The following is a 17,742-nucleotide window of genomic DNA, read 5'->3' on the forward strand; positions in this document are numbered from 1 at the left end:
CATGGAATCGCTGATCGCACGTATCCGCACCGAACTGGCGCCCTTCCACGGACGCATGGATGCGGTGTGGCGCCTGCTGGCCAGCTGCACCATCGTGATCGTCTGTTCGATGACCCTGCAGATTCCCATGCTGTCGCTGTCGCTGATCATGGTGTTCTTCACGGCACAGGAGAACACCGTGCTGTCCCGCATGAGCGCAATCGGCCTGCTGGCCGGCAGCACGCTGGCGGTGATGGCCTCGCTGATCCTGCTGATGTTCACCATCGATTATCCGATGCTGCGCATTCTTGGCGCAGCCGTGATCGCGTTCTGCGGCATGTACTTCCTGCGGACCAGCAAGCTGGGCGCAATCGGCTTCCTGGTCGCGCTGCTCGTGGTGAACGCGCAGGCCATGGCCGACAACTATGCAGACCCTGACGTGCTGACGCGCCTGCAGTTGTGGGTGTGGGTCGCCACCACCTACCCTGTCGTGGTGGCGATGACTATCCAGCGCCTGTTCCGGCCCGCGTTGCCTGTCAATCTGCTGGTGAGCGAATATAGCCGCCAGCTGGTCGAGATCGAGCACCAGCTCGAAGCGCGCATCACCGGCGGCAAGCCGCCCACCCTGCATGGCGCGCAGGTTGCGCGCGGCGCATTGGCATTGCAGCGGCAATTGGCCTTTGCTTCCCTGGGCCACAAGGAGCGCACTGCGGCGCGCGCCGCTGCCGTCAGCCGCCTGCATGCAGCGGCGGCGCAGCTGGCACGCCAGGCGCCTTTCGAGGCCAGCGAGGATGAGCGCCTGCAGATGATCGCGATCCGCAATGCCTGCACCACGTTGCGGCAGTGCCTGGGCCACGAAACCCCATTCACCTTCGCGGCGACGACAGCCACGGCGGGCACTGGCGGCGCCCGCAATGCGATCCTGCGCGAAATGGAACGCGCTTTGCGCGCAGCTACTGCGGCCGACAGTGACGAAGAGCAGCCCGCCGGCACGGCAAACAACGGCGCAAGCGGCGCAGTAATGCCCGCAGCAGTTCCCCGCGTGCTCTACGCCAAGTTTGCTTTCAAAGCCATCCTGGCCGCGATGATCAGCTATGTGATTTACACCAGCCTCCAATGGCCGGGGATCGGCACTGCGACGCAGACCTGCATCATCCTGGCGCTGCCAAGCCTGGGCGCTACCACGCACAAAGGCTTGAATCGCCTGCTCGGTTGCTTGCTGGGCAGCGTGGCCGCTTTGGTGGCGACCGTATTTGTGGTGCCGCACCTGGAGAGCATCGTCGGCCTGCTGGCCATGGCGCTGCCGGTCATTGCGGTCGGCGCATGGATCGCTGCCGGTTCACCGCGCTCCAACTATATCGGCGTGCAGATGATGTTTGCCTTCGCCCTGGCGCAGCTGGGCAGTTTCGGCCCGGTGACCGACCTGACCGAAATTCGCGACCGCCTGCTGGGCATCATGCTTGGCCTGTCGGTATCGATTACCGTGTACACGCTGCTGTGGCCGGAGCGCGAAGGCCAGGCTCTGAAAACTGCGCTGGCGCGGCTGCGGAAAGCAGTTGCCGCATGCGCCCACGCCGATCATCACAGCATCGGCGCGGCACGCCTGCAGGCTTGGTCCCTACTGAACCAATGCCGCGAATTGCAGGCGCGTGTGGCGATGGAGCCGGGCTGGCGCGACCGCAATGCGCGCCGCATCTCGAACCTGCTGGCGAAAGCCGAAGAAAGCCTGGTGGCGCAGCAGGCCCGCACTTGATACGCTGGTCTCGCAGGCGGCGGGCAGCAGTTTTCGGAAGCGCTACATAATCGGCTGCTTATTCAAAAGTTTCTAAAGCAAAATGTTGCCCGCAAAACTGCTAGAATATTCTTTTTGCAATAAAAGAAATCGAATCCCGCCGTGGCAAAACTGCACATCCTGGGGGCCCTGATCGCCCTCACTCCCCTCGCCTTTGCTCAACCAGTTGAAACGCCAAACCCCGTACGCACCGCTACGCTGGCAAGCGATTACGTGATGCGCGAGCTTGGCTCCCGCCTGGTAATCAAACAAGGCAAGACTATCCAGCCGGATAAGGCCAGCAAGAATCGATATTCAGCCGAACAGTTGGCTGCAGTGCGCACCGTGTTCGGCAGCGAAGATCCGTTCTTGGTCAAGCGCCTGCCGGCAACTGGCGGCCGTACCAATTACAGTATTACGCTGCCCGCCAATGAATACCTGGCCGACCAGAACCAGGTGAAATGGGCGCAGACCAGCATGCAGGTGGGCGTAGCGCCGAACGGCAGCCTGACCGTCAACGGCAGCCTCCCTTCGCTGAGCTTCACCGACAAGGGCGACCGCTTCGACCTGGAAAACATGCGCAGCTCGGGCACCATGCAGCCAGACTATTGGACCGGCAAATCGCGCGGCGAGATTGGCAAGATGCGCTTTACCCTGGCGAGCGAAGAAGGCGACGGATTCACTGTCAGCGACACCCACTACAGTAACGAGATGAAACGCCAGGGCCAATACTATGGCGGACTATCCGAAATCACTTTCGGCAGCTTCAGCACGCATGACCAATCCGTCGACAATGTGCACCTGGCCTTACGCTGGCGCAAACTCGATGCAAGCGCGATGACCGGCCTGAAACAGGAAATGGACAGGATGCGTGGCGAAGGCGCGGACGACAATGCAGGCCAGCTGCTGGCACGTTATGCACCTCTGCTCAAACGCCTGGTCAAGCTTGGCGCTGCGCTGGACATCGAAGACCTCAGTGGCAGCTACAACGGCCAGAAGGTTGTCATCAAGGGCAGCATGGCGCTGCCCAATGCTTCCGATGCCGACTTTGAATCCGGCACCGCTTTCGTCAAGAAAATGGCGGGCAGGCTGGAAATCGCCGTTCCACTCCCTTTGCTGCGCGAGATTGCCGATGCCATGGCCCGCAACGACAAGTCCAGGGAAAAGGCGAAGATGACGGTTGAGCAGATGTCGGCACAGATCTACGAAATGATGCTTGGCAAAGCACTGGCCAACAATTACGCGCGCCTGGACAAGAACATGCTGCGCACCACCATTGAACTGAAAGGCGGCCTGCTCGCAATCAACGGTAACGTCACGCCGATCGAACCTTTGCTGGCGCTGTTCGAAGACAAGAATCTGCCACCGGCCGATACCGAACCGCCTGTCGCCATCAGCATGCGCGACCGTGGAGTGGAAGCGGCCCAGCTGTTTGCGCTGAACGGCGACGGCGAAGGCCAGCTTGATATGTGCGAACGGACTGCAGCCGGACTCGGTGTCGAGAAAGATCTGCAGCAGGCGATTTCTTGGTGCACCAAAGCCTTCGATCAAGAGCAGTATTCGGCGGCAAATGTCCTGGGTCAGCTTTACCTGAAGGGGGAACTGGAAGACGCCGCGATTCCAGGCATGGTCCAGAAGGCTGCCGACGAGGGCGAAAACTGGAAGGCGCAGTACCTGATGTACCTGCTGCTCAGCGAAGGCAAAGGCGTGACCAGGGACAAGAAGAAGGCTCAAGCCTACCTGCAGCAGGCTGCCGACCAGGGATTTGCCGATGCGGTCAAGGCAATGAAGGAAGCCGATGCAAACTACCAGCCACCTGCGCGCAACGGTTCCGACGACGCCACGTCAGATGCATGGTCCTTCCCTGCGAGCGTAGAAGCCGGCTACTACGTCAAACGGGAATTCCGCTTCGACAAAGATAAACACCGAAAGCTTTCTGTCTCGATGGATAACCTTCAAGCACATGAGAAATGGGGGCCGTTGCTTGGCGTCTGCGTTTCCGCCATCAATCCAAGCGATACGGCCTGTTTCAAATTGATTGGCGAACGAGGAGAATCGCCTTCAATTCACGTCGATAGCGATATTCGAGGCCCTCGAAGCACGCAGTCGACCAATGAAAAATGGCTGGATATTAAGTACAAGCCGGGCGACAAATTCGACCTCGTCGTCTACACGCGCGGAAAAGAGGTTCACTTTGTCGTCAACGGCGACGACTCGCTGGTGCAGGAGGTGAATTTCCCGGTTGAAGTCATGATGCTTAATTGCTCAACCGCCGATTGCAAGTTTGACGTCCAGCACTAAGCCACAACCAATCCCATTTCAGCCAGGATTGCGGCGGCCTGGCTGTAGGAGATCACTGCTCCTTTGAAAGCGCGTACCTCGGTGAGCTTGAGGCCACCGAGATCGGCGCCACGCAAGTCCGCGCCTTCAAAGCGCGCCTGCTTCAACACTGCTTCGCGCAGGCTGCATTCATGGAACACGGCGTCGCGGAAATCGCAGCCGGACAAATCGGCGTCCGAAAAATCCAGCCGCCTCAATTCGGCTTTGCGGAACGAGAAGCCGCGCAAGTCCGCACCAACCAGCAGGCATTCCTCGAAACTGGCGCCGAGATGCGCGACTTCCTCAAACTGCGCGCCGGTCAGCTTGCAGCTGCGGAAACTGGCCGACGCCAGCTTGGTGCGCCGCCATTTGCTGTTATTCAGGTCGCAGCCGCTGAATTGGGCGTCGACGAGGTCGGCCGACTCGAAGTCCGCCGCCATGGCGCGGCAGCGCTGCCACATGCTGCGCGCAAGTTTGCTGGCGTACAGGACCGATTCGTTGAAAGTGCAACGCTCGAAAACGCAGTCCTGCAGGTCAAGCCGCGACAGCTCGGCCTCATCAAAATCGCACTGTACGAAGTGCCGCACGCCGGCTGCAAGATGCTGCGCCAATGCGTCGCGACCCAGCGCGACGCCTTCAATCTGTTTCGCTTGCACTTCCATTAACGGCGCGGGGCCCGGCCTGCATAGGCTTCGTAAATCGTCTTCGCATCCTTGTGCGCCTGGTCGATATTGCGCAGCTTCTTGTCGTCATCGTGGCGCACAAAGAATTCCGCCTCTTGCGCATCCATCACCAGCTTGACGGCGAGCGAGTCCTTCAGGTTGTATTTTTCGAAGATGAGCGTCGTCACTTCGTCCAGGTATTCTTCGTAAGTCATGATCAAATCCAGTGGAGCTTAAGTGCGCTGATTATAATCGCCACGCGACCTGCACGGCCTTTGCGCCGATAGCTTAGCGGCACTTGCTGAAACGGCCGGGGGTCTATATAATTCGTGCCCTTCGGGTCGTTAGCTCAGTTGGTAGAGCAGCGGACTTTTAATCCGTTGGTCGCAGGTTCGAGCCCCGCACGGCCTACCAGAAATAATCAAGGGAGCCCACGAATTTCGATTCGTGGGCTTTTTTGTTTCTGCCGCCCGCGCGCCATCGCTACTAGCTTGACTTGACGGACAGACGCGTGCCCAGGGTCCGCGACGGAATCACGCCAAAATAATGGCAATAGAGTTGAGCAAATCGACCGAAGTCCCACACGCCGAACCGGCCGCAAATTTCCGAGACCGTTGCAGCGGGCCCTGCATTGAGTATGGCTGAGCGAATTCTGTGCATACGGTAAAGCATCAGGTATCGATGCGGACTCATCCCTAGGTAGTGATGAAATACATTGCGGATGGTGCGCTCGGACGCGCCTGTCGCCGCGCACAGGTCATCGACCAGGATGGGCCCTTCCGGCATCGAGTTCAGCAGTTCTAATGCCCTATCAAGTATCCAGCGATGACGTTGCACGATCCGGTAACGCAGCGACCGATCATTGCCATCGAGGACGGCGCGCAACACCTTGTCGACCAGTTCGGCACGCACAACAATTGCAGCGTTCGGAAAGTTGAGCTGGGCAGAATCGTCACGCTCAACCTGCAGGATGCGGCCGATCATCGACCGCAGCGCCGGCACCGGGCCCCGCCCGGTGCAGACAAAGTTATCAGACAGCGATGCCAGATCAAATTCGTCGGCATGGGACTGGCACCATCGCACCACCAGCGGCGCCGCAATCGCCACGGTCAGCCAGCTCGCCGCCCGTTCGGCGACGATATGGAACATCCGCTCGGGTGACATCCATCCGATCGTGTCGGCATCGAAGGCGTGACCATTGACGATGGTGTACTGCTGAGCACTCAGCGGCACGAAAATGTTGAAGTAACCGGGCATTCCCGTACCGGAGTAGGCTGTCGATGCGCCTTCCTTGCCGAGCATGATCGCGGCGCCATCGAGATCGATCATCTTCAGGCGCCAGTCCCGATACTGGCGTGAGCGCAAGACGTATTTCCCTTGAACACCGTAAAGCGCCGCTTCGAACGCATCGAATTCCGGGCAGACCAGTTGTGTCATGCGATCACTCCCTTAGGCGCCAATTGCCGATTTTACGTAGCCGGTCTTGCGCCAGTCTGGCAATCTTACTCCACTTGTCAAAGCGCAAGAATGCACCATGACTACTGCGCGTCTTGGATTGAACAGTCGCGCAAAGCCTTCCATCCAATGATTGAAAGCGAGGGAAATACCGTGAAATTAAGAGCCGAAAACGAAATCGGGGAGGCAATCTCCCGCCGGACGGCCTCGCAGCTGGTGCCGCCATGATTGCGGCCCCGTTGCTCACCCCGCTGGGCGCCGCCGCTGAGCCAAAAACGAAAGCCAAACCGCTCAACTCAAAGCAAGGAGTAGATGCTATGTCCTACGTGACGACGAAAGATGGCGTTCAAATCTTCTACAAGGATTGGGGGCCAAAAGAGGCGCAACCACTCGTGTTCCACCACGGCTGGCCTCTCAGTGCCGATGATTGGGACGCGCAAATGTTGTTCTTTGTCATGCATGGCTTCCGAGTCATCGCGTTTGACCGCCGTGGTCACGGCCGCTCCTCGCAAGTCAGCGAGGGCCACGATATGGACCACTATGCTGCGGATGCCTCTGCAGTGGTCGAACATCTGGACCTTAAGAATGCGATCCACATCGGGCATTCAACCGGAGGCGGGCAGGTTGCGCGCTACGTCGCGAAGTTTGGCCAGCCACAGGGCCGGGTAGCGAAGGCCGTCCTGATTTGCGCGGTTCCTCCGCTGATGGTGAAGACTGAGAGCAATCCCGATGGCACTCCAATTGAAGTGTTCGATGGGTTCCGTAAGGCATTCGCTGCCAACCGCGCTCAGTTCTTTATCGACGTCCCTTCGGGCCCCTTCTATGGTTTCAATCGCCCAGGTGCAAAAGTGTCGCAGGGTGTCATCGAAAACTGGTGGCGCCAAGGCATGATGGGCAGTGCAAAGGCTCACTACGAGGGAATTAAAGCGTTTTCCGAAACCGATCAGACTGAGGACCTGAAGGCGTTCAAGGTGCCGACGCTCGTGATGGCGGGCGATGACGACCAGATAGTCCCCTACAAGACGGGCGCATTGCTACAGGCGAAGCTGATCAAGAACAGTACGCTTAAGGTCTACCCCGGCTTTTCACATGGAATGTGCACATTGAATGCCGACGTGATCAACGCTGATTTACTCGCGTTCATCCGCAGCTGAAACCCGAATGAGATGCAACACACCGAAAATCAGGAGGTACGTCATGTTGGGGTTAACGCCTTTAGGTATCATCCATACCGCGATCAGCCTGGTTGCCGTTGGTGCAGGCGTGGTCGGGCTGGTTCGGGACAAGCGCATCGACCTGGTCAATGGGGCAGGAAAAACGTACCTCATCATGACGGTACTGACTTGCCTGACTGGCTTTGGTATTTTCCAGCATGGCGGCTTCGGAAAACCACATGTCCTTGGCGTGATAACACTCTTGTTTTTGGCTGCCGCGTGGTTCGCTCGCAAACGTGTTGCAGTACAAACCGTGCTGTTGTCGGCGACTTTCTTCTTTCATATGATTCCAGCAGTGACGGAAACTCTCACCCGCCTGCCTGCGGGCGCTCCGCTACTGGCGAATGCAGAGGCGCCTGAACTGAAAACGATGACCGGAGTGATGTTTATACTGCTAGTAATCGGCGCAACGCTTCAAGTGCGCCGTCTGAATCAAGGCGATAACTCGGCAAGCAAAGCCGCTGCTACCTGATGCGGGCCAGCGTTTTTTCGTCAGCCCGCAGGGGCCGCCTCGGTCAAGGTCGACGCTTCGCCGCTAGGGGCTGATGAACGCTGAATCAGGGCCCGGCCGGATCCCTCCCATGCCGCCAAAGGCTGCTGCAACAGATGCTGCAAGTCTTCCTGGCATTGGACATTCACCTCCGTCACCCCGTACCAGCCATTGCGCCCGCTGTTCTTCACCAGGTACAGCGCGGCATCGGCAATTTCACTGACCGCCTGCCAGTCCATCGCTTGCGGGAACCGGCGCGCTGGCGGGAAGCAGGCATAGCCGATCGAGCATGTCTTCCGAAGCTCGACGCCATCCGGTAGCACGAATGGTTCGTCGGCGACCACAGCGCGTGCGCGTTCCGCCAACTCCGCCGCACGTTCACGCCTGGTGTCGCGCGCAACGACGAGGAATTCCTCGCCACCCCAACGAATCAAATAATCGCTCCCGCGGAAGATGGCCTGCAGGCGATGCCGCATCTGGATCAGCACCGCGTCGCCCGCTGCGTGTCCGTACTGGTCATTCACCTGCTTGAAATAGTCAATATCGATCAGGAAAAAGATCAGGTCGCTGTCCTCAGCCGGCGGCGTGCCAAGGCGCAGGCTGTCTTCATGCTTCCTGACGCACTGCGCGATGTCAGCGTGAATGTGTTCGGTCAGGTAGCGCCGGTTGTGCAGGCCGGTCAGCGGGTCAGTCAGGCTGGCCAATTCCAGCGCCTGCGATTTCGCCACCAGCGCTGCCGAGACTTCCTGCAGTTCCGCCGTCCGCTCGGCGACCCGCAATTCCAGCTCTTCCTCCCTGCGGCGCAACCGCAAGGTGCGCCATTGCACCAGGCCCGTCACCGCGAGACCAGCCAGCACCAGCATGAGCAGCTTGGCCCACCAGGTCTCCCACCATGCCGGCTTGACGTCCACTTCGAGCGACGCCACCGCATCGCTCCATTCGCCATTCCGGTTGCTGCCCTGCACCTGCAAAGTGTAGGAACCTGGCGGCAGGTTGTCGTAGCTGGCTACACGCAAATTCGCGCCCGTTTTGCGCCAATCAGGATCGTAGCCCAGCAGGCGGTAGCGATAACGAATGCGCTCGGGCGCACTGTAATCGAGCGCCGAGAACTGGACGCTGAACGAGCGCTGCGGCGGCATGACGACAATGCGTCCCGTCGCCGGCAGTTCCACCGGCTGGGCGCCAACCGTCAGTGAGGTCAGGACCACCGGCGGACGGAATGCCCACGCCGCGTATTTTTCCGGCTCCACGACCAGCAGGCCGGCCGAGCCCCCGAACAGCATCCGTCCATCGCGCAATTGGGTATAGGCGCGGAACCAGCCGGTGCCAAAATCAACGCCATCGGCGCTACTCAGTTCGTCGTATTGCCGCGTGGCGGGATCGTACACACCGCGGTGGGTCCAAATCCGTCCGGCTGCATCGCGCAGCAAATTGGCGCCAATCGGGTGCCCGCCTTCTCCTTGGCTGGAAATCGCCAGCGTATAGTGCGCCTTATTGCCTTCAATCCGGTCGACCCGGTAGCGGCCGCCATCGCTGTCGATCCACAGGCCATCCTTATCGGCCAGCATGCCTTTCACCGCAAAGCGGCTATCGGCCGGGGATGGCACGGCCTCCAGTTTTTGGGCGGTGCCGCTGGACGGGTCGATCTTGAAAATGCCAGCCGTGTTCCCGACCCAGAGACGTCCCGCAGGATCCTGCACCAGGGCGTCGACATTTCCACGCATCGGGCCACCTTGCGCCAGCAGCACCGGTGCGATCGCGGCAGAGCCAGCGGCCTTGCGCAACACGCCGTTACTGGTTCCGATCCATAACACGCCATCGCGGCCTGCCAGCAGCCGCCTGATCATGCCGGCAACCTCGTAGCGGCGGATCAGGCGGTGGTCTTCGCTGAATTCATACAGTCCTTCATTGGTCCCGATCCAGGCGTGCCCTTCTGCTCCTTGCACGATGGCGCCTACCGCGGAAAACGAAGAGCGGCCGCCTTCGCGCTGGCCTGACAATTCAATGTCGCTGGTGCGCCGCAAGGAAGCATCGAGCACGGAAACGCCGTGTTGGGAACGCCCGAGCCAGATCTCCCCATTCCGCATTTCCGCAATGCTGCGGATGCCGATACCGTCCCAAGGATCGTCCGGCGCCGGCCGATAGACCGAGATGCCCGGCAACGGCGGCACATGGCGTTGAACGCCGCCGCCATATGAACCAACGAACAGCACGCCCGAACGATCGCGCACGATGCCCATCACGTCCTGCGCCGCCAGGGCGCCGATTCTGCCCGCCGTATGCCGCAACCGTTGCAGCAGCTCACCACTGTCGGCTGCCCGGATCTCGATGCCGGTGCCCGATCCTATCCACATCTGGTTGCCACCGGCTTCCTCAATGGCATTGATCGCACCGTTCGCACCGGCCTCGCCATCGGCGAGCCACTTGGCCTGTCCTGACAAAGTGTCGACGATCAGCAAACTGCCGCTCAATGTCCCCGCCCATAAACGGCCGAAACGATCCTCGCGCAGCTCGATCACGACCTGCCGCGCCAGTTTCGCCTCATCGACGGGATCGCGCAACACGCGTGTGTAGCCGCCCATGCTGGCCTTGCGCACCAGTCCTTTGCCGCTGCCAATCCACAGGTCGCCGCGCCGGTCGAGCAACAGCGCCGAGACGTTATCGTCCGGCACGCCCCCCTGGGCTGCACGCACATGCTCGAACTTGCCGGTGGCCGGGGCGAAATGATCGAGGCCGCCGCCCTGCGTACCTATCCAGAAGCCGTCGGCGCCATCGGAAACAATGGCGCGCACCAGGCCGTCGGTCAGCGATTGCGGTTTTTGGGGATCATGGCGGTAGAACACGGTACGCCCAGTGCGCGGGTCCAAAGCCGCGACGCCAACCGATGCCAGCCCCACCCATACCCGTCCGTCGCGCCCGGCGGCGATCGTGGTGACAGCGCTAATCACTTCGGGCGTATCGCCATCGGCTTTCAGCGGAAACCTGACGAATTGGTAACCATCAAAGCGAGCCAGGCCGGTGGCCCCGCCCGCCCAGACATAGCCTTGGGCATCGAGGGCCACCGCCGTGACCACCCCATCCATGATGCTATTGTTGGTGAGCGTCTGAACGAATTGCGGTTCGGAAATATGCTGGTTCCCTGCGACCGCCAAAGGCGCCAGGGAGAAAACCAAACATAGCAGAGCCCGAATCAAGTAATCCTTCAATTTTTGCCCATGGACGAACATCAGTAAAATAGCGTGCTTATAGTAGGCTATTTTACTTTCTCGGCATGAAACATTTGCTATTCCTGTTCGATCTCGACGACACGCTGCTGGACTTCAAGGCGTCCGAAAAGCTGTCCTTTGAACGCGTCCTGCGCGAACTCGGCTTTCGCGACAAGGTCGATGAACTGTTTCAGCAATACCAGGGCATCAACATCGATTTGTGGCGCGCGTTTGAAGCCGGCACGGTCTCGAAAGAATTCCTGAAGGTGGAGCGCTTCCGCAAGACGTTCGCGGCGAACGGATTGGAAATCGACCCGCAACAGGCGAGTCACCGCTACCTGGAGTCCTTGTCGGAGAATGTGGTGCTGGTCGATGGCGCCAGCCGCCTGTGCGAAACGCTTGCCGCACATGGCGAAGTGGGCATCATCACCAACGGCGTAGCAAGCATCCAGGACCGCCGCATCGCGAGCTCGGGCCTGGGCGATTACATTTCCTTCACCGCCACGTCAGAAGCTTGCGGCTACGCCAAGCCTGACAGCCGCTTCTTTGACTATGCGACGAAGATGGCGCGCGCCCCCTTGCGTAAGGAGGCGACCATCATCGTGGGCGACCGGCTGGATGCGGACATCCTTGGCGCCAACCGGTTCGGCATCGAAAGCTGCTGGTTCAACCCGGGCCGTTTAAGCAACGACACGGAAGCAGTGCCCACTTTCGAAGCCGCCCACCTCGACGATATCGCTCCCCTCCTCGTTTAGAAGGCGAAGCGCAGGCCGGCATTCACCCGGCGGCCAACGTCTTCCAGGGTCAGGAATTGGCTCTCATTGTTGGCGTATTCGTGCATGCGCTCATTGCCCAGGTTGATGCCGTCCAGGTACAAGGCGATCTTTGGCGTGATGTTGTAGCGCAGGCTCATATCGTACTGGCCATACGCTGCACGGGTACGCGGCTGGGTGCTGCCGCCGCCGCAATCGACCGCGAACTTGTTGCGCCAGTTGTAGCTCACGCGCGCCGAGAAGGTGTCGTTCTCGTAGAACACGGAGCCGTTCCACGACTGCTTGGAGAGGCCCGGGTAGCCGCAATCGAGGGCTGCAGCATCGTCGCGGCTTGCAGTAGCGTCAACGAAGGTGTAGTTGGCAGCGACGCCGAAGCCCTTCAGCCAGGCGATGCCGTTGTCGAAGGCGTACTGGCCGGCCAGTTCAACGCCCTTGATCTTGCCCTTCTGGCCGTTGCGGATGCGCGTGTCATGCACCACTTCCGAGTATTGCGGGATCTGGATGTCCACCAGGCGCTTCTCGAGGAAGTTGGAAACGTCCTTGTAGAACAGCGCTGCGCCCAGGAAGTTGGTCTTGGACAGGTACCACTCATACGACAGGTCCAGGTTCTTCGACTCCATCGGCTTCAGGTAAGGATTGCCGCCGCCGGTCTGCACGTCGCCAAAGCGGCCGCCGTACCAGTTGTCGACCCCCATCTGGTTCAGCGTCGGGCGGGTCTGCGTCTTGGAGGCAGCCAGGCGCAGGATCATGTCGTCGGTCAGGTCGAACTTCAGGTTACCCGATGGCAGGAAGCTGTTGTAGCTGTTGTCGACCGAGGTTTCCACCGCCGGGCCGTAGTTCAGGATATAGGTAGTGTCGTTCGGGCTCTTGGTGGCCGACAGCAGTTCGCGGCTGATACCGGTGGAAGTCGAATTCACGTGCACCACGCGCACGCCGAAATTGCCGGACCAGCGATCGCCTTCCCACTTGGAGTCGGCGAAGAAGCTCGACACCTTCTCTTTCACGCTCCAGAAATTCGGCTTGGTGTAGTCGATCGACATCGGGCCGTTCGGGAATTTGGTCTTGTCCAGGTACAGGGCCGGGTCGTTCGACAGCGCCAGCGTCGAAGGCTGGTTCAGGTAGGCCATGTAGTCATACGGGTTGAAGCTCAGGTAGTTCGCCGGTGCGCCGGCGAAGGCGTTATCCAGCGATTTCACTGTGAACAGCGACGAGGGCAGCGACACGTGGTAGCCGCTGAAAGCGTTCCAGGAATCGCTCTCCCACTGGTTGCGGCCCACTTTGCGCTGCGAGTAGGAGACGCCGGTGTCGATGCCCTTGAAGGCGCCCATCTCATGCGACCACGAAGCGCTCATGCGGGCTTCGCTCAGTTCATCGGCAAAGCGCACGTCCTTGTTGGACACTGCGTGTGCGCGCACCGCAGACGGGTCGGTGATGCTGTCGCCGAACACCAGGCTAGGCATCGCGCCGTATGTCAGCGTGTCGCCATTGTTCGGCACCATGCCGGCCACGATCCACTGGTCGGGAGTCTTGGTGGTGGTGCGCGAGTTGGAAATATCGCCTTCCAGCTTCCATTCCGGCGACACGTTCCACTTCGAATTCAGGCCGAAGGCTTTGGTGATCGACAAGCGGTCGCCGCCTTTGACGATCATGTCGTTCGAGTTGGCGTCGGTCAGCACGCCGGTGCCGTCGCCTACCAGGGCCGGGTTATTGGCGAAGAAGTTCGCGCCTGGGCGGAAGAAGCTCACGACCTGGTTGTTCGCGTCGGTCTTGACACCCAGTTGCACAGGATTGTTCCAGTCGCTGATGGCGATCACGTCGTTGCGCTGGTTAAGGCGCGAGTACAGTGCGTCCGCCGTCAGCTTCCAGTCGGCCGAAGGGTTGTACTGCACCGTGAGGTTGCTGACCAGGCGCTTGCGGGTTTCGTTCTCCTGCTGGTAGCCGAAGCTTTGCGGCATCAGCAGCTTCTTGCTGGTGACGTTGGCCATGGTCAGGCCTTTGGAATTGAGGTCGCCGTCGATCATGTAGACGTCGCGCAGGTTCCAGGCGTCGTTGATGGCCTTGTTCTGCTTGGACGCACGGTCGGTGTAGGACAGGGAGCCGGTCACGCCGAAGGTCTTGTCCGGATTCGCGAAGGAATACATGCCGCTGACGTTGGGGGTGTTCTTCTTCGAGTTCGAATCGTAGGAATCGAAGACGTTGATCACGCCAGTGTGGCCAGGCTTGCCGGACAGCGGACGGGCAGTCTGGATATCCACGGTGGAGCCGATGCCGCCTTCAGGCAGGAATGGCATGGAAGTCTTGTAGACGATGGCTTTCGAAATCAAATCGGAAGACAGCAAGTCGAAAGAGAAGTCGCGGCCGCCGGTGTCGCTGGTCATGGTACGGCCGTTGACCAGCACATTATTGAATTCCGGACCCAGGCCGCGCACCGAGATGTAGCGCCCTTCGCCGTTATTACGCTGGATTTGCACCCCGGTTACGCGCTGCAGCGATTCGGCGATGTTCGTATCCGGGAATTTGCCGGCGTCTTCGGCCGACACGGCATCCACCACGCCCTCTTGCAGGCGCTTGGTCGCCAGCGAGGAAGCGAGGGAAGCGCGCACGCCGCTCACCACGATCTTGGCCGATGGATCGATTGCCTCGTCGGCGGTTTGAGCGGTTTGAGCAAAGGCACCCAGGGGCAGCAGCATTTCCGCAATCAGCGCTGCAAGTACAGTCTTACGCATTGTTGTCTCCATTGTTTTGGTTATGGTGGAGACAATGTTACGCAGGACATGAAAGATGAAAGTATTGCGTCTTTTCGTTTTGATATTCCGAAAACATATGAGTCGACCCGCCCTAAGGGCGGCGTCTGCATAGAACCGATGTGGGATTTATGCAACTCTGTGAGGATTTGAGAGCTTCCCAAGCAGCATGTGTCGTTACAATCTGCGATCTTTTATTGCTGGAATGAACATGACCGACAACATCTACGCCGCCCCTCTCGCCAATTTTGACGAACCGAAAGCGGTAACCAGCTCCGATGACCGGTTCTATGTCGTCTCGACGCGCAAGCTGCTGATCCTGTATTTCATGACTTTGGGCTTCTATCTGCGGTATTGGAACTACAAAAACTGGGCCCTGCACAACAAAGCGACCGATGAAGGCGTGTGGCCGATCCCGCGCACAATCTTCTCGGTTTTCTTCCAGCATTCGCTGTACCGCAACGTTGCAGACCATGATGCAAGCGGCGAACGCGGGCCGTGGGATGCCGGCAAATACGCCACGCAGATGGTCGTCCTCCTGATCACCTCGAATATCCTGTGGCGCCTGTCTGGCAAAGGCTTGGCCTGGCCCTATATCGATATTGGCGTGCTCGTGCTGCTCTTGCCTACCGGCTTATTGCTTAAGAATGTGCAGGCCGAAATTAACGCGCGCTGCGGCGACGCCAGTGGCGCCAGTAACGCAAGCTTCTCGGCAGCGAACATCATCTGGTGCGTGATCGGCGTCCTGCTATGGGTGTTGGCACTTGCCAATATGCTGATCCCGGATTAATCGGCCTTATGGCCTGCCAGGGGAACCTCTGGCAGGAACAGCAGCACGACCAGCGCCAGCAGCACCAGCAGCGCGCCGGCGCCGAAAATGCCGGCGATGGCGTGGCGGTAGACGGCCACCGTCGATGGCAGGACGTTGACGCCCGCCCCCACCGCCGCCACTGCCTGCACGCCATGGGCATGCAGCGAACGGGCCAGCAAGGCGCCCGAGCCGGTCACGCCCAGCAGACCGCCCAGCGAACGGAAGAAGGTCAGCATCGCGGTACCAACGCCACGGCGCGCCAGCGGCAGCGCATTCTGCACGGCGATGGTCATGTTCGGCATCACCAGCCCAAGGCCCGCGCCAAGCAGGAAGATCGCCGGCTCGATCACACCATAACCCCAGCTGGCCTCCATGCCCCAGGCCAGCGTTGAGAAAGCCACCAGCGCCGCCACCAAGCCGCCCAGTTGCACGCCCTTGTACTTGCCAGTACGCGCCAAGCGGCGCCCGCTCAGCATCGAGGAGCCGACCAGGCCAAGCATCATGGGCACCGTCAGCATGCCGGAACTGGCCGGGCTGCTGCCCATCACCACCTGGAAGAACAGCGGGAAAAACACGGTTGCGCCCATCAGGCCCATGAACGTCAGCGCCATCACCACACTGGCGATATTGAACGTGCGGTTGCCGAACAGGTCCGGCGGCAGCACTGGTTCCGGCACCTTGCGCACATGCAGTGCCAGCCAGCCGCCCAGCACCAGCGCCAGCACGCTGCATACCTGTACCTGGAGCGAATCCCAAGGCCATTCAGTGCCGCCCAGCGCCAGCACCAGGAGCGCGGACGTGATCGATCCTGTCATCAGCACGGAACCGAGGTAATCGACACGATGCGCATGGTGCATGCTTTCCTTGCGCAGTGCGCGCGCAATGGCGAAGAAGGCCACCGCACCGACCGGCAGGTTGACGTAGAAAGTCCAGTGCCAGGACAGGGCATCGGTAATCAGGCCGCCCAGCACCGGGCCCAACAGGCCGGTAGCGGCATATACCACCGGCACCATGCCCATGCGCTTGCCGCGTTCCGCCGGCGGAATGATGTCGGCGATGATGATCTGCGCCAGCGGCAGGAAGCCGCCCGCTCCAACACCTTGCAGCGCGCGGAAGGCGATCAGCTGGGTCATGTTCTGCGACAGGCCGCATAGCGCGGAACCAAGCAGGAACGCCCCCATTGCGGTGAAAATCATCGGCCGCCGGCCATACTGGTCGGCCAGCTTGCCGTACAGCGGCATGGTGGCGGTGGATGCCAGGACGTAGGCGGTGACCACCCACGACAGGTGGGCCATGCCGCCCAGGTCGGCCACGATGCGCGGCAGCGCGGTGGCGACGATGCTCTGGTCCAGCGCGCTCAGGCCCAGCACGGCCATGATGGCAAGATAGACGGAGCGGATTTCGCGCTCGGTGACGGGTGTGTCGTTCATTCTTTTCCCAGTTCGGCCAAGGGTTCGATGGCGGCTTCCAGCGCGGCCAACTGGGCCGGCGCCAGGCGGCCGATACGGCGCGACAGCCAGTCGCGGCGCGCGTCGCGCAGGGCTTCCAGCCGTTCCAGGCCATAAGCGGTGGCCTGCACGCCGGAGCGGCGCCGGTCCTGCGGATCGGGGGCGCTGCGCTCAACCAGCCCCGCCTCTTCCATCGATTTGACATGCCCGCTCATGGTAGCTGCGCGCACGTTTTCCAGGCGCGCCAGTTCGGCCACGCCAATGCCGGGTTGTTCCTGGATGACCGACAGCAGCATGTACTGCACCAGCGGGATGTCGCCGCCATGTTCGCTGGCGTCGCGCCGCATTTCGCGCACCAGGCGCTTCAGCACCTGGCGTAATTCTTCCGACACGGCATGGACCCGCGCCTCATGTGATTTTGTCATTCCGCAGAAAGATAGTTAGGCTACCTATCCATATTACCGGAATCCTGCCGGCCGCGCAAAAGCCGCAGCAGGTGTTCGCGTGCCGCCGCCCTGTCCATGCCCTTCTCTTCCAGGTGCGGCAGCAGCTTGTCGAACAGCTCACGGCGCCGGCCGCCGGCCTCGGATACATCGCGCCGGTCGGAGAAGAAGTCCATCAGTGTCGAACCGCACGGGCAGTTGCGGTAAGCCTCGACGATGGCCACGCTGTCGTCGTCAAAGCTTTGCTTCAATCCCGTAATGTCCTGGCGTACCGACTGGGTTTGCCGCATGAAGTCCGTAGCAGTGGCGAATACACGCCCGCAATAATTGCAGTGCTTGGGGAAGGCTGATGCCGCCAGCGCATGCAATCCATCAAAGAAAAGACGCTCCTCCATTTCTGCAACCCTTTTCTTCCAGTCCGCAGCAA

At 60.4% G+C, this 17,742-nt stretch carries 14 protein-coding genes and 1 tRNA gene; 7 read left to right on the forward strand and 8 right to left on the reverse strand.

Features of this window, described 5'->3' with window-relative positions; genetic code table 11:
- The first annotated feature begins 1 nt into the window (after nt 1).
- Nucleotides 2-1,732 (forward strand): FUSC family protein, encoded by a 1,731-nt coding sequence (locus GM658_RS01935; RefSeq protein ID WP_155452316.1) that lies wholly within the window; start codon nt 2-4, stop codon nt 1,730-1,732.
- Between the two features lie 141 nt (nt 1,733-1,873).
- A complete protein-coding gene (locus GM658_RS01940; RefSeq protein WP_155452317.1) occupies nt 1,874-4,051 on the forward strand; it encodes a DUF945 family protein in 2,178 nt (725 codons plus the stop codon).
- Here the strand turns inward: GM658_RS01940 and GM658_RS01945 are convergent.
- Both GM658_RS01945 and GM658_RS01950 read right to left on the reverse strand, forming a co-directional pair.
- Nucleotides 4,048-4,731: a pentapeptide repeat-containing protein gene (locus GM658_RS01945; RefSeq protein WP_155452318.1), complete on the reverse strand. Its 684-nt coding sequence runs from the start codon at nt 4,729-4,731 to the stop codon at nt 4,048-4,050. The two genes, GM658_RS01940 and GM658_RS01945, sit on opposite strands and share 4 nt — an antisense overlap.
- Nucleotides 4,731-4,946, reverse strand: coding sequence for a hypothetical protein (locus GM658_RS01950; RefSeq protein ID WP_155452319.1), 216 nt, complete (start codon nt 4,944-4,946; stop codon nt 4,731-4,733). The genes GM658_RS01945 and GM658_RS01950 overlap by 1 nt, the downstream gene beginning before the upstream one ends.
- 123 nt (nt 4,947-5,069) lie before the next feature.
- On the opposite strand from GM658_RS01950, the gene GM658_RS01955 reads away from it, so the two are divergent.
- Nucleotides 5,070-5,145: transfer RNA gene (locus GM658_RS01955), tRNA-Lys, on the forward strand.
- 72 nt (nt 5,146-5,217) lie between these two features.
- On the opposite strand, the gene GM658_RS01960 is transcribed toward GM658_RS01955, so the two are convergent.
- Complete coding sequence (locus GM658_RS01960; protein ID WP_155452320.1) at nt 5,218-6,168, reverse strand: AraC family transcriptional regulator; 951 nt, start codon at nt 6,166-6,168, stop codon at nt 5,218-5,220.
- Nucleotides 6,169-6,503: 335 nt separating this feature from the next.
- Here GM658_RS01960 and GM658_RS01965 point away from each other — a divergent pair, with 335 nt between their 5' ends.
- Together GM658_RS01965 and GM658_RS01970 are read left to right on the forward strand one after the other, a co-directional pair.
- Nucleotides 6,504-7,340 (forward strand): alpha/beta fold hydrolase, encoded by an 837-nt coding sequence (locus GM658_RS01965; RefSeq protein ID WP_155452444.1) that lies wholly within the window; start codon nt 6,504-6,506, stop codon nt 7,338-7,340.
- A gap of 43 nt (nt 7,341-7,383) precedes the next feature.
- Nucleotides 7,384-7,872 carry a hypothetical protein gene (locus GM658_RS01970; protein ID WP_155452321.1) on the forward strand — a complete coding sequence of 163 codons (489 nt, stop codon included), beginning with the start codon at nt 7,384-7,386 and terminating at the stop codon, nt 7,870-7,872.
- A 20-nt stretch (nt 7,873-7,892) separates the two neighbouring features.
- Here GM658_RS01970 and GM658_RS01975 read toward each other — a convergent pair whose 3' ends face one another.
- On the reverse strand, nt 7,893-10,973 hold the full coding sequence (locus GM658_RS01975; protein ID WP_170298630.1) for a ligand-binding sensor domain-containing diguanylate cyclase: 3,081 nt from the start codon (nt 10,971-10,973) through the stop codon (nt 7,893-7,895).
- A gap of 188 nt (nt 10,974-11,161) precedes the next feature.
- Here GM658_RS01975 and GM658_RS01980 point away from each other — a divergent pair, with 188 nt between their 5' ends.
- Complete coding sequence (locus tag GM658_RS01980) at nt 11,162-11,851, forward strand: YjjG family noncanonical pyrimidine nucleotidase (protein ID WP_155452323.1); 690 nt, start codon at nt 11,162-11,164, stop codon at nt 11,849-11,851.
- Here the strand turns inward: GM658_RS01980 and GM658_RS01985 are convergent.
- Nucleotides 11,848-14,595: a TonB-dependent receptor gene (locus tag GM658_RS01985; protein ID WP_229416709.1), complete on the reverse strand. Its 2,748-nt coding sequence runs from the start codon at nt 14,593-14,595 to the stop codon at nt 11,848-11,850. The genes GM658_RS01980 and GM658_RS01985 overlap by 4 nt on opposite strands.
- Before the next feature lie 229 nt (nt 14,596-14,824).
- Between GM658_RS01985 and GM658_RS01990 the strand changes: the two genes are divergently transcribed.
- On the forward strand, nt 14,825-15,403 hold the full coding sequence (locus GM658_RS01990) for a hypothetical protein (RefSeq protein WP_155452325.1): 579 nt from the start codon (nt 14,825-14,827) through the stop codon (nt 15,401-15,403).
- Here the strand turns inward: GM658_RS01990 and GM658_RS01995 are convergent.
- From GM658_RS01995 to GM658_RS02005, 3 genes are read right to left on the reverse strand one after another with little or no spacing between them, the layout of a single operon-like run.
- Entirely contained in the window at nt 15,400-16,854 is a 1,455-nt protein-coding gene (locus GM658_RS01995) for an MDR family MFS transporter (RefSeq protein WP_229416710.1), read from the reverse strand. The genes GM658_RS01990 and GM658_RS01995 overlap by 4 nt on opposite strands.
- Nucleotides 16,851-17,297, reverse strand: a complete 447-nt coding sequence (locus GM658_RS02000) for a MarR family winged helix-turn-helix transcriptional regulator (protein WP_155452326.1) — start codon at nt 17,295-17,297, stop codon at nt 16,851-16,853. Before GM658_RS02000 ends, GM658_RS01995 begins: the two co-directional genes overlap by 4 nt.
- Before the next feature lie 20 nt (nt 17,298-17,317).
- Nucleotides 17,318-17,710: an oxidoreductase gene (locus tag GM658_RS02005; protein ID WP_155452327.1), complete on the reverse strand. Its 393-nt coding sequence runs from the start codon at nt 17,708-17,710 to the stop codon at nt 17,318-17,320.
- Nucleotides 17,711-17,742 lie beyond the last annotated feature (32 nt).

The sequence above is a fragment of the Massilia eburnea genome, from assembly GCF_009720745.1.
Classification (GTDB): Bacteria; Pseudomonadota; Gammaproteobacteria; order Burkholderiales; family Burkholderiaceae_D; genus Rugamonas; species Rugamonas eburnea.

Coding starts and splice junctions, on each gene's coding strand:
- GM658_RS01935 (WP_155452316.1), top strand. CDS start 2: ATGGAATCGCTGATCGCACGTATCCGCACCGAACTGGCGCCCTTCCAC.
- GM658_RS01945 (WP_155452318.1), bottom strand. CDS start 4,731: ATGGAAGTGCAAGCGAAACAGATTGAAGGCGTCGCGCTGGGTCGCGAC.
- GM658_RS01950 (WP_155452319.1), bottom strand. CDS start 4,946: ATGACTTACGAAGAATACCTGGACGAAGTGACGACGCTCATCTTCGAA.
- GM658_RS01960 (WP_155452320.1), bottom strand. CDS start 6,168: ATGACACAACTGGTCTGCCCGGAATTCGATGCGTTCGAAGCGGCGCTT.
- GM658_RS01965 (WP_155452444.1), top strand. CDS start 6,504: ATGTCCTACGTGACGACGAAAGATGGCGTTCAAATCTTCTACAAGGAT.
- GM658_RS01970 (WP_155452321.1), top strand. CDS start 7,384: ATGTTGGGGTTAACGCCTTTAGGTATCATCCATACCGCGATCAGCCTG.
- GM658_RS01975 (WP_170298630.1), bottom strand. CDS start 10,973: ATGGATGGGGTGGTCACGGCGGTGGCCCTCGATGCCCAAGGCTATGTC.
- GM658_RS01980 (WP_155452323.1), top strand. CDS start 11,162: ATGAAACATTTGCTATTCCTGTTCGATCTCGACGACACGCTGCTGGAC.
- GM658_RS01985 (WP_229416709.1), bottom strand. CDS start 14,595: ATGCGTAAGACTGTACTTGCAGCGCTGATTGCGGAAATGCTGCTGCCC.
- GM658_RS01990 (WP_155452325.1), top strand. CDS start 14,825: ATGACCGACAACATCTACGCCGCCCCTCTCGCCAATTTTGACGAACCG.
- GM658_RS01995 (WP_229416710.1), bottom strand. CDS start 16,854: ATGAACGACACACCCGTCACCGAGCGCGAAATCCGCTCCGTCTATCTT.
- GM658_RS02000 (WP_155452326.1), bottom strand. CDS start 17,297: ATGACAAAATCACATGAGGCGCGGGTCCATGCCGTGTCGGAAGAATTA.
- GM658_RS02005 (WP_155452327.1), bottom strand. CDS start 17,710: ATGGAGGAGCGTCTTTTCTTTGATGGATTGCATGCGCTGGCGGCATCA.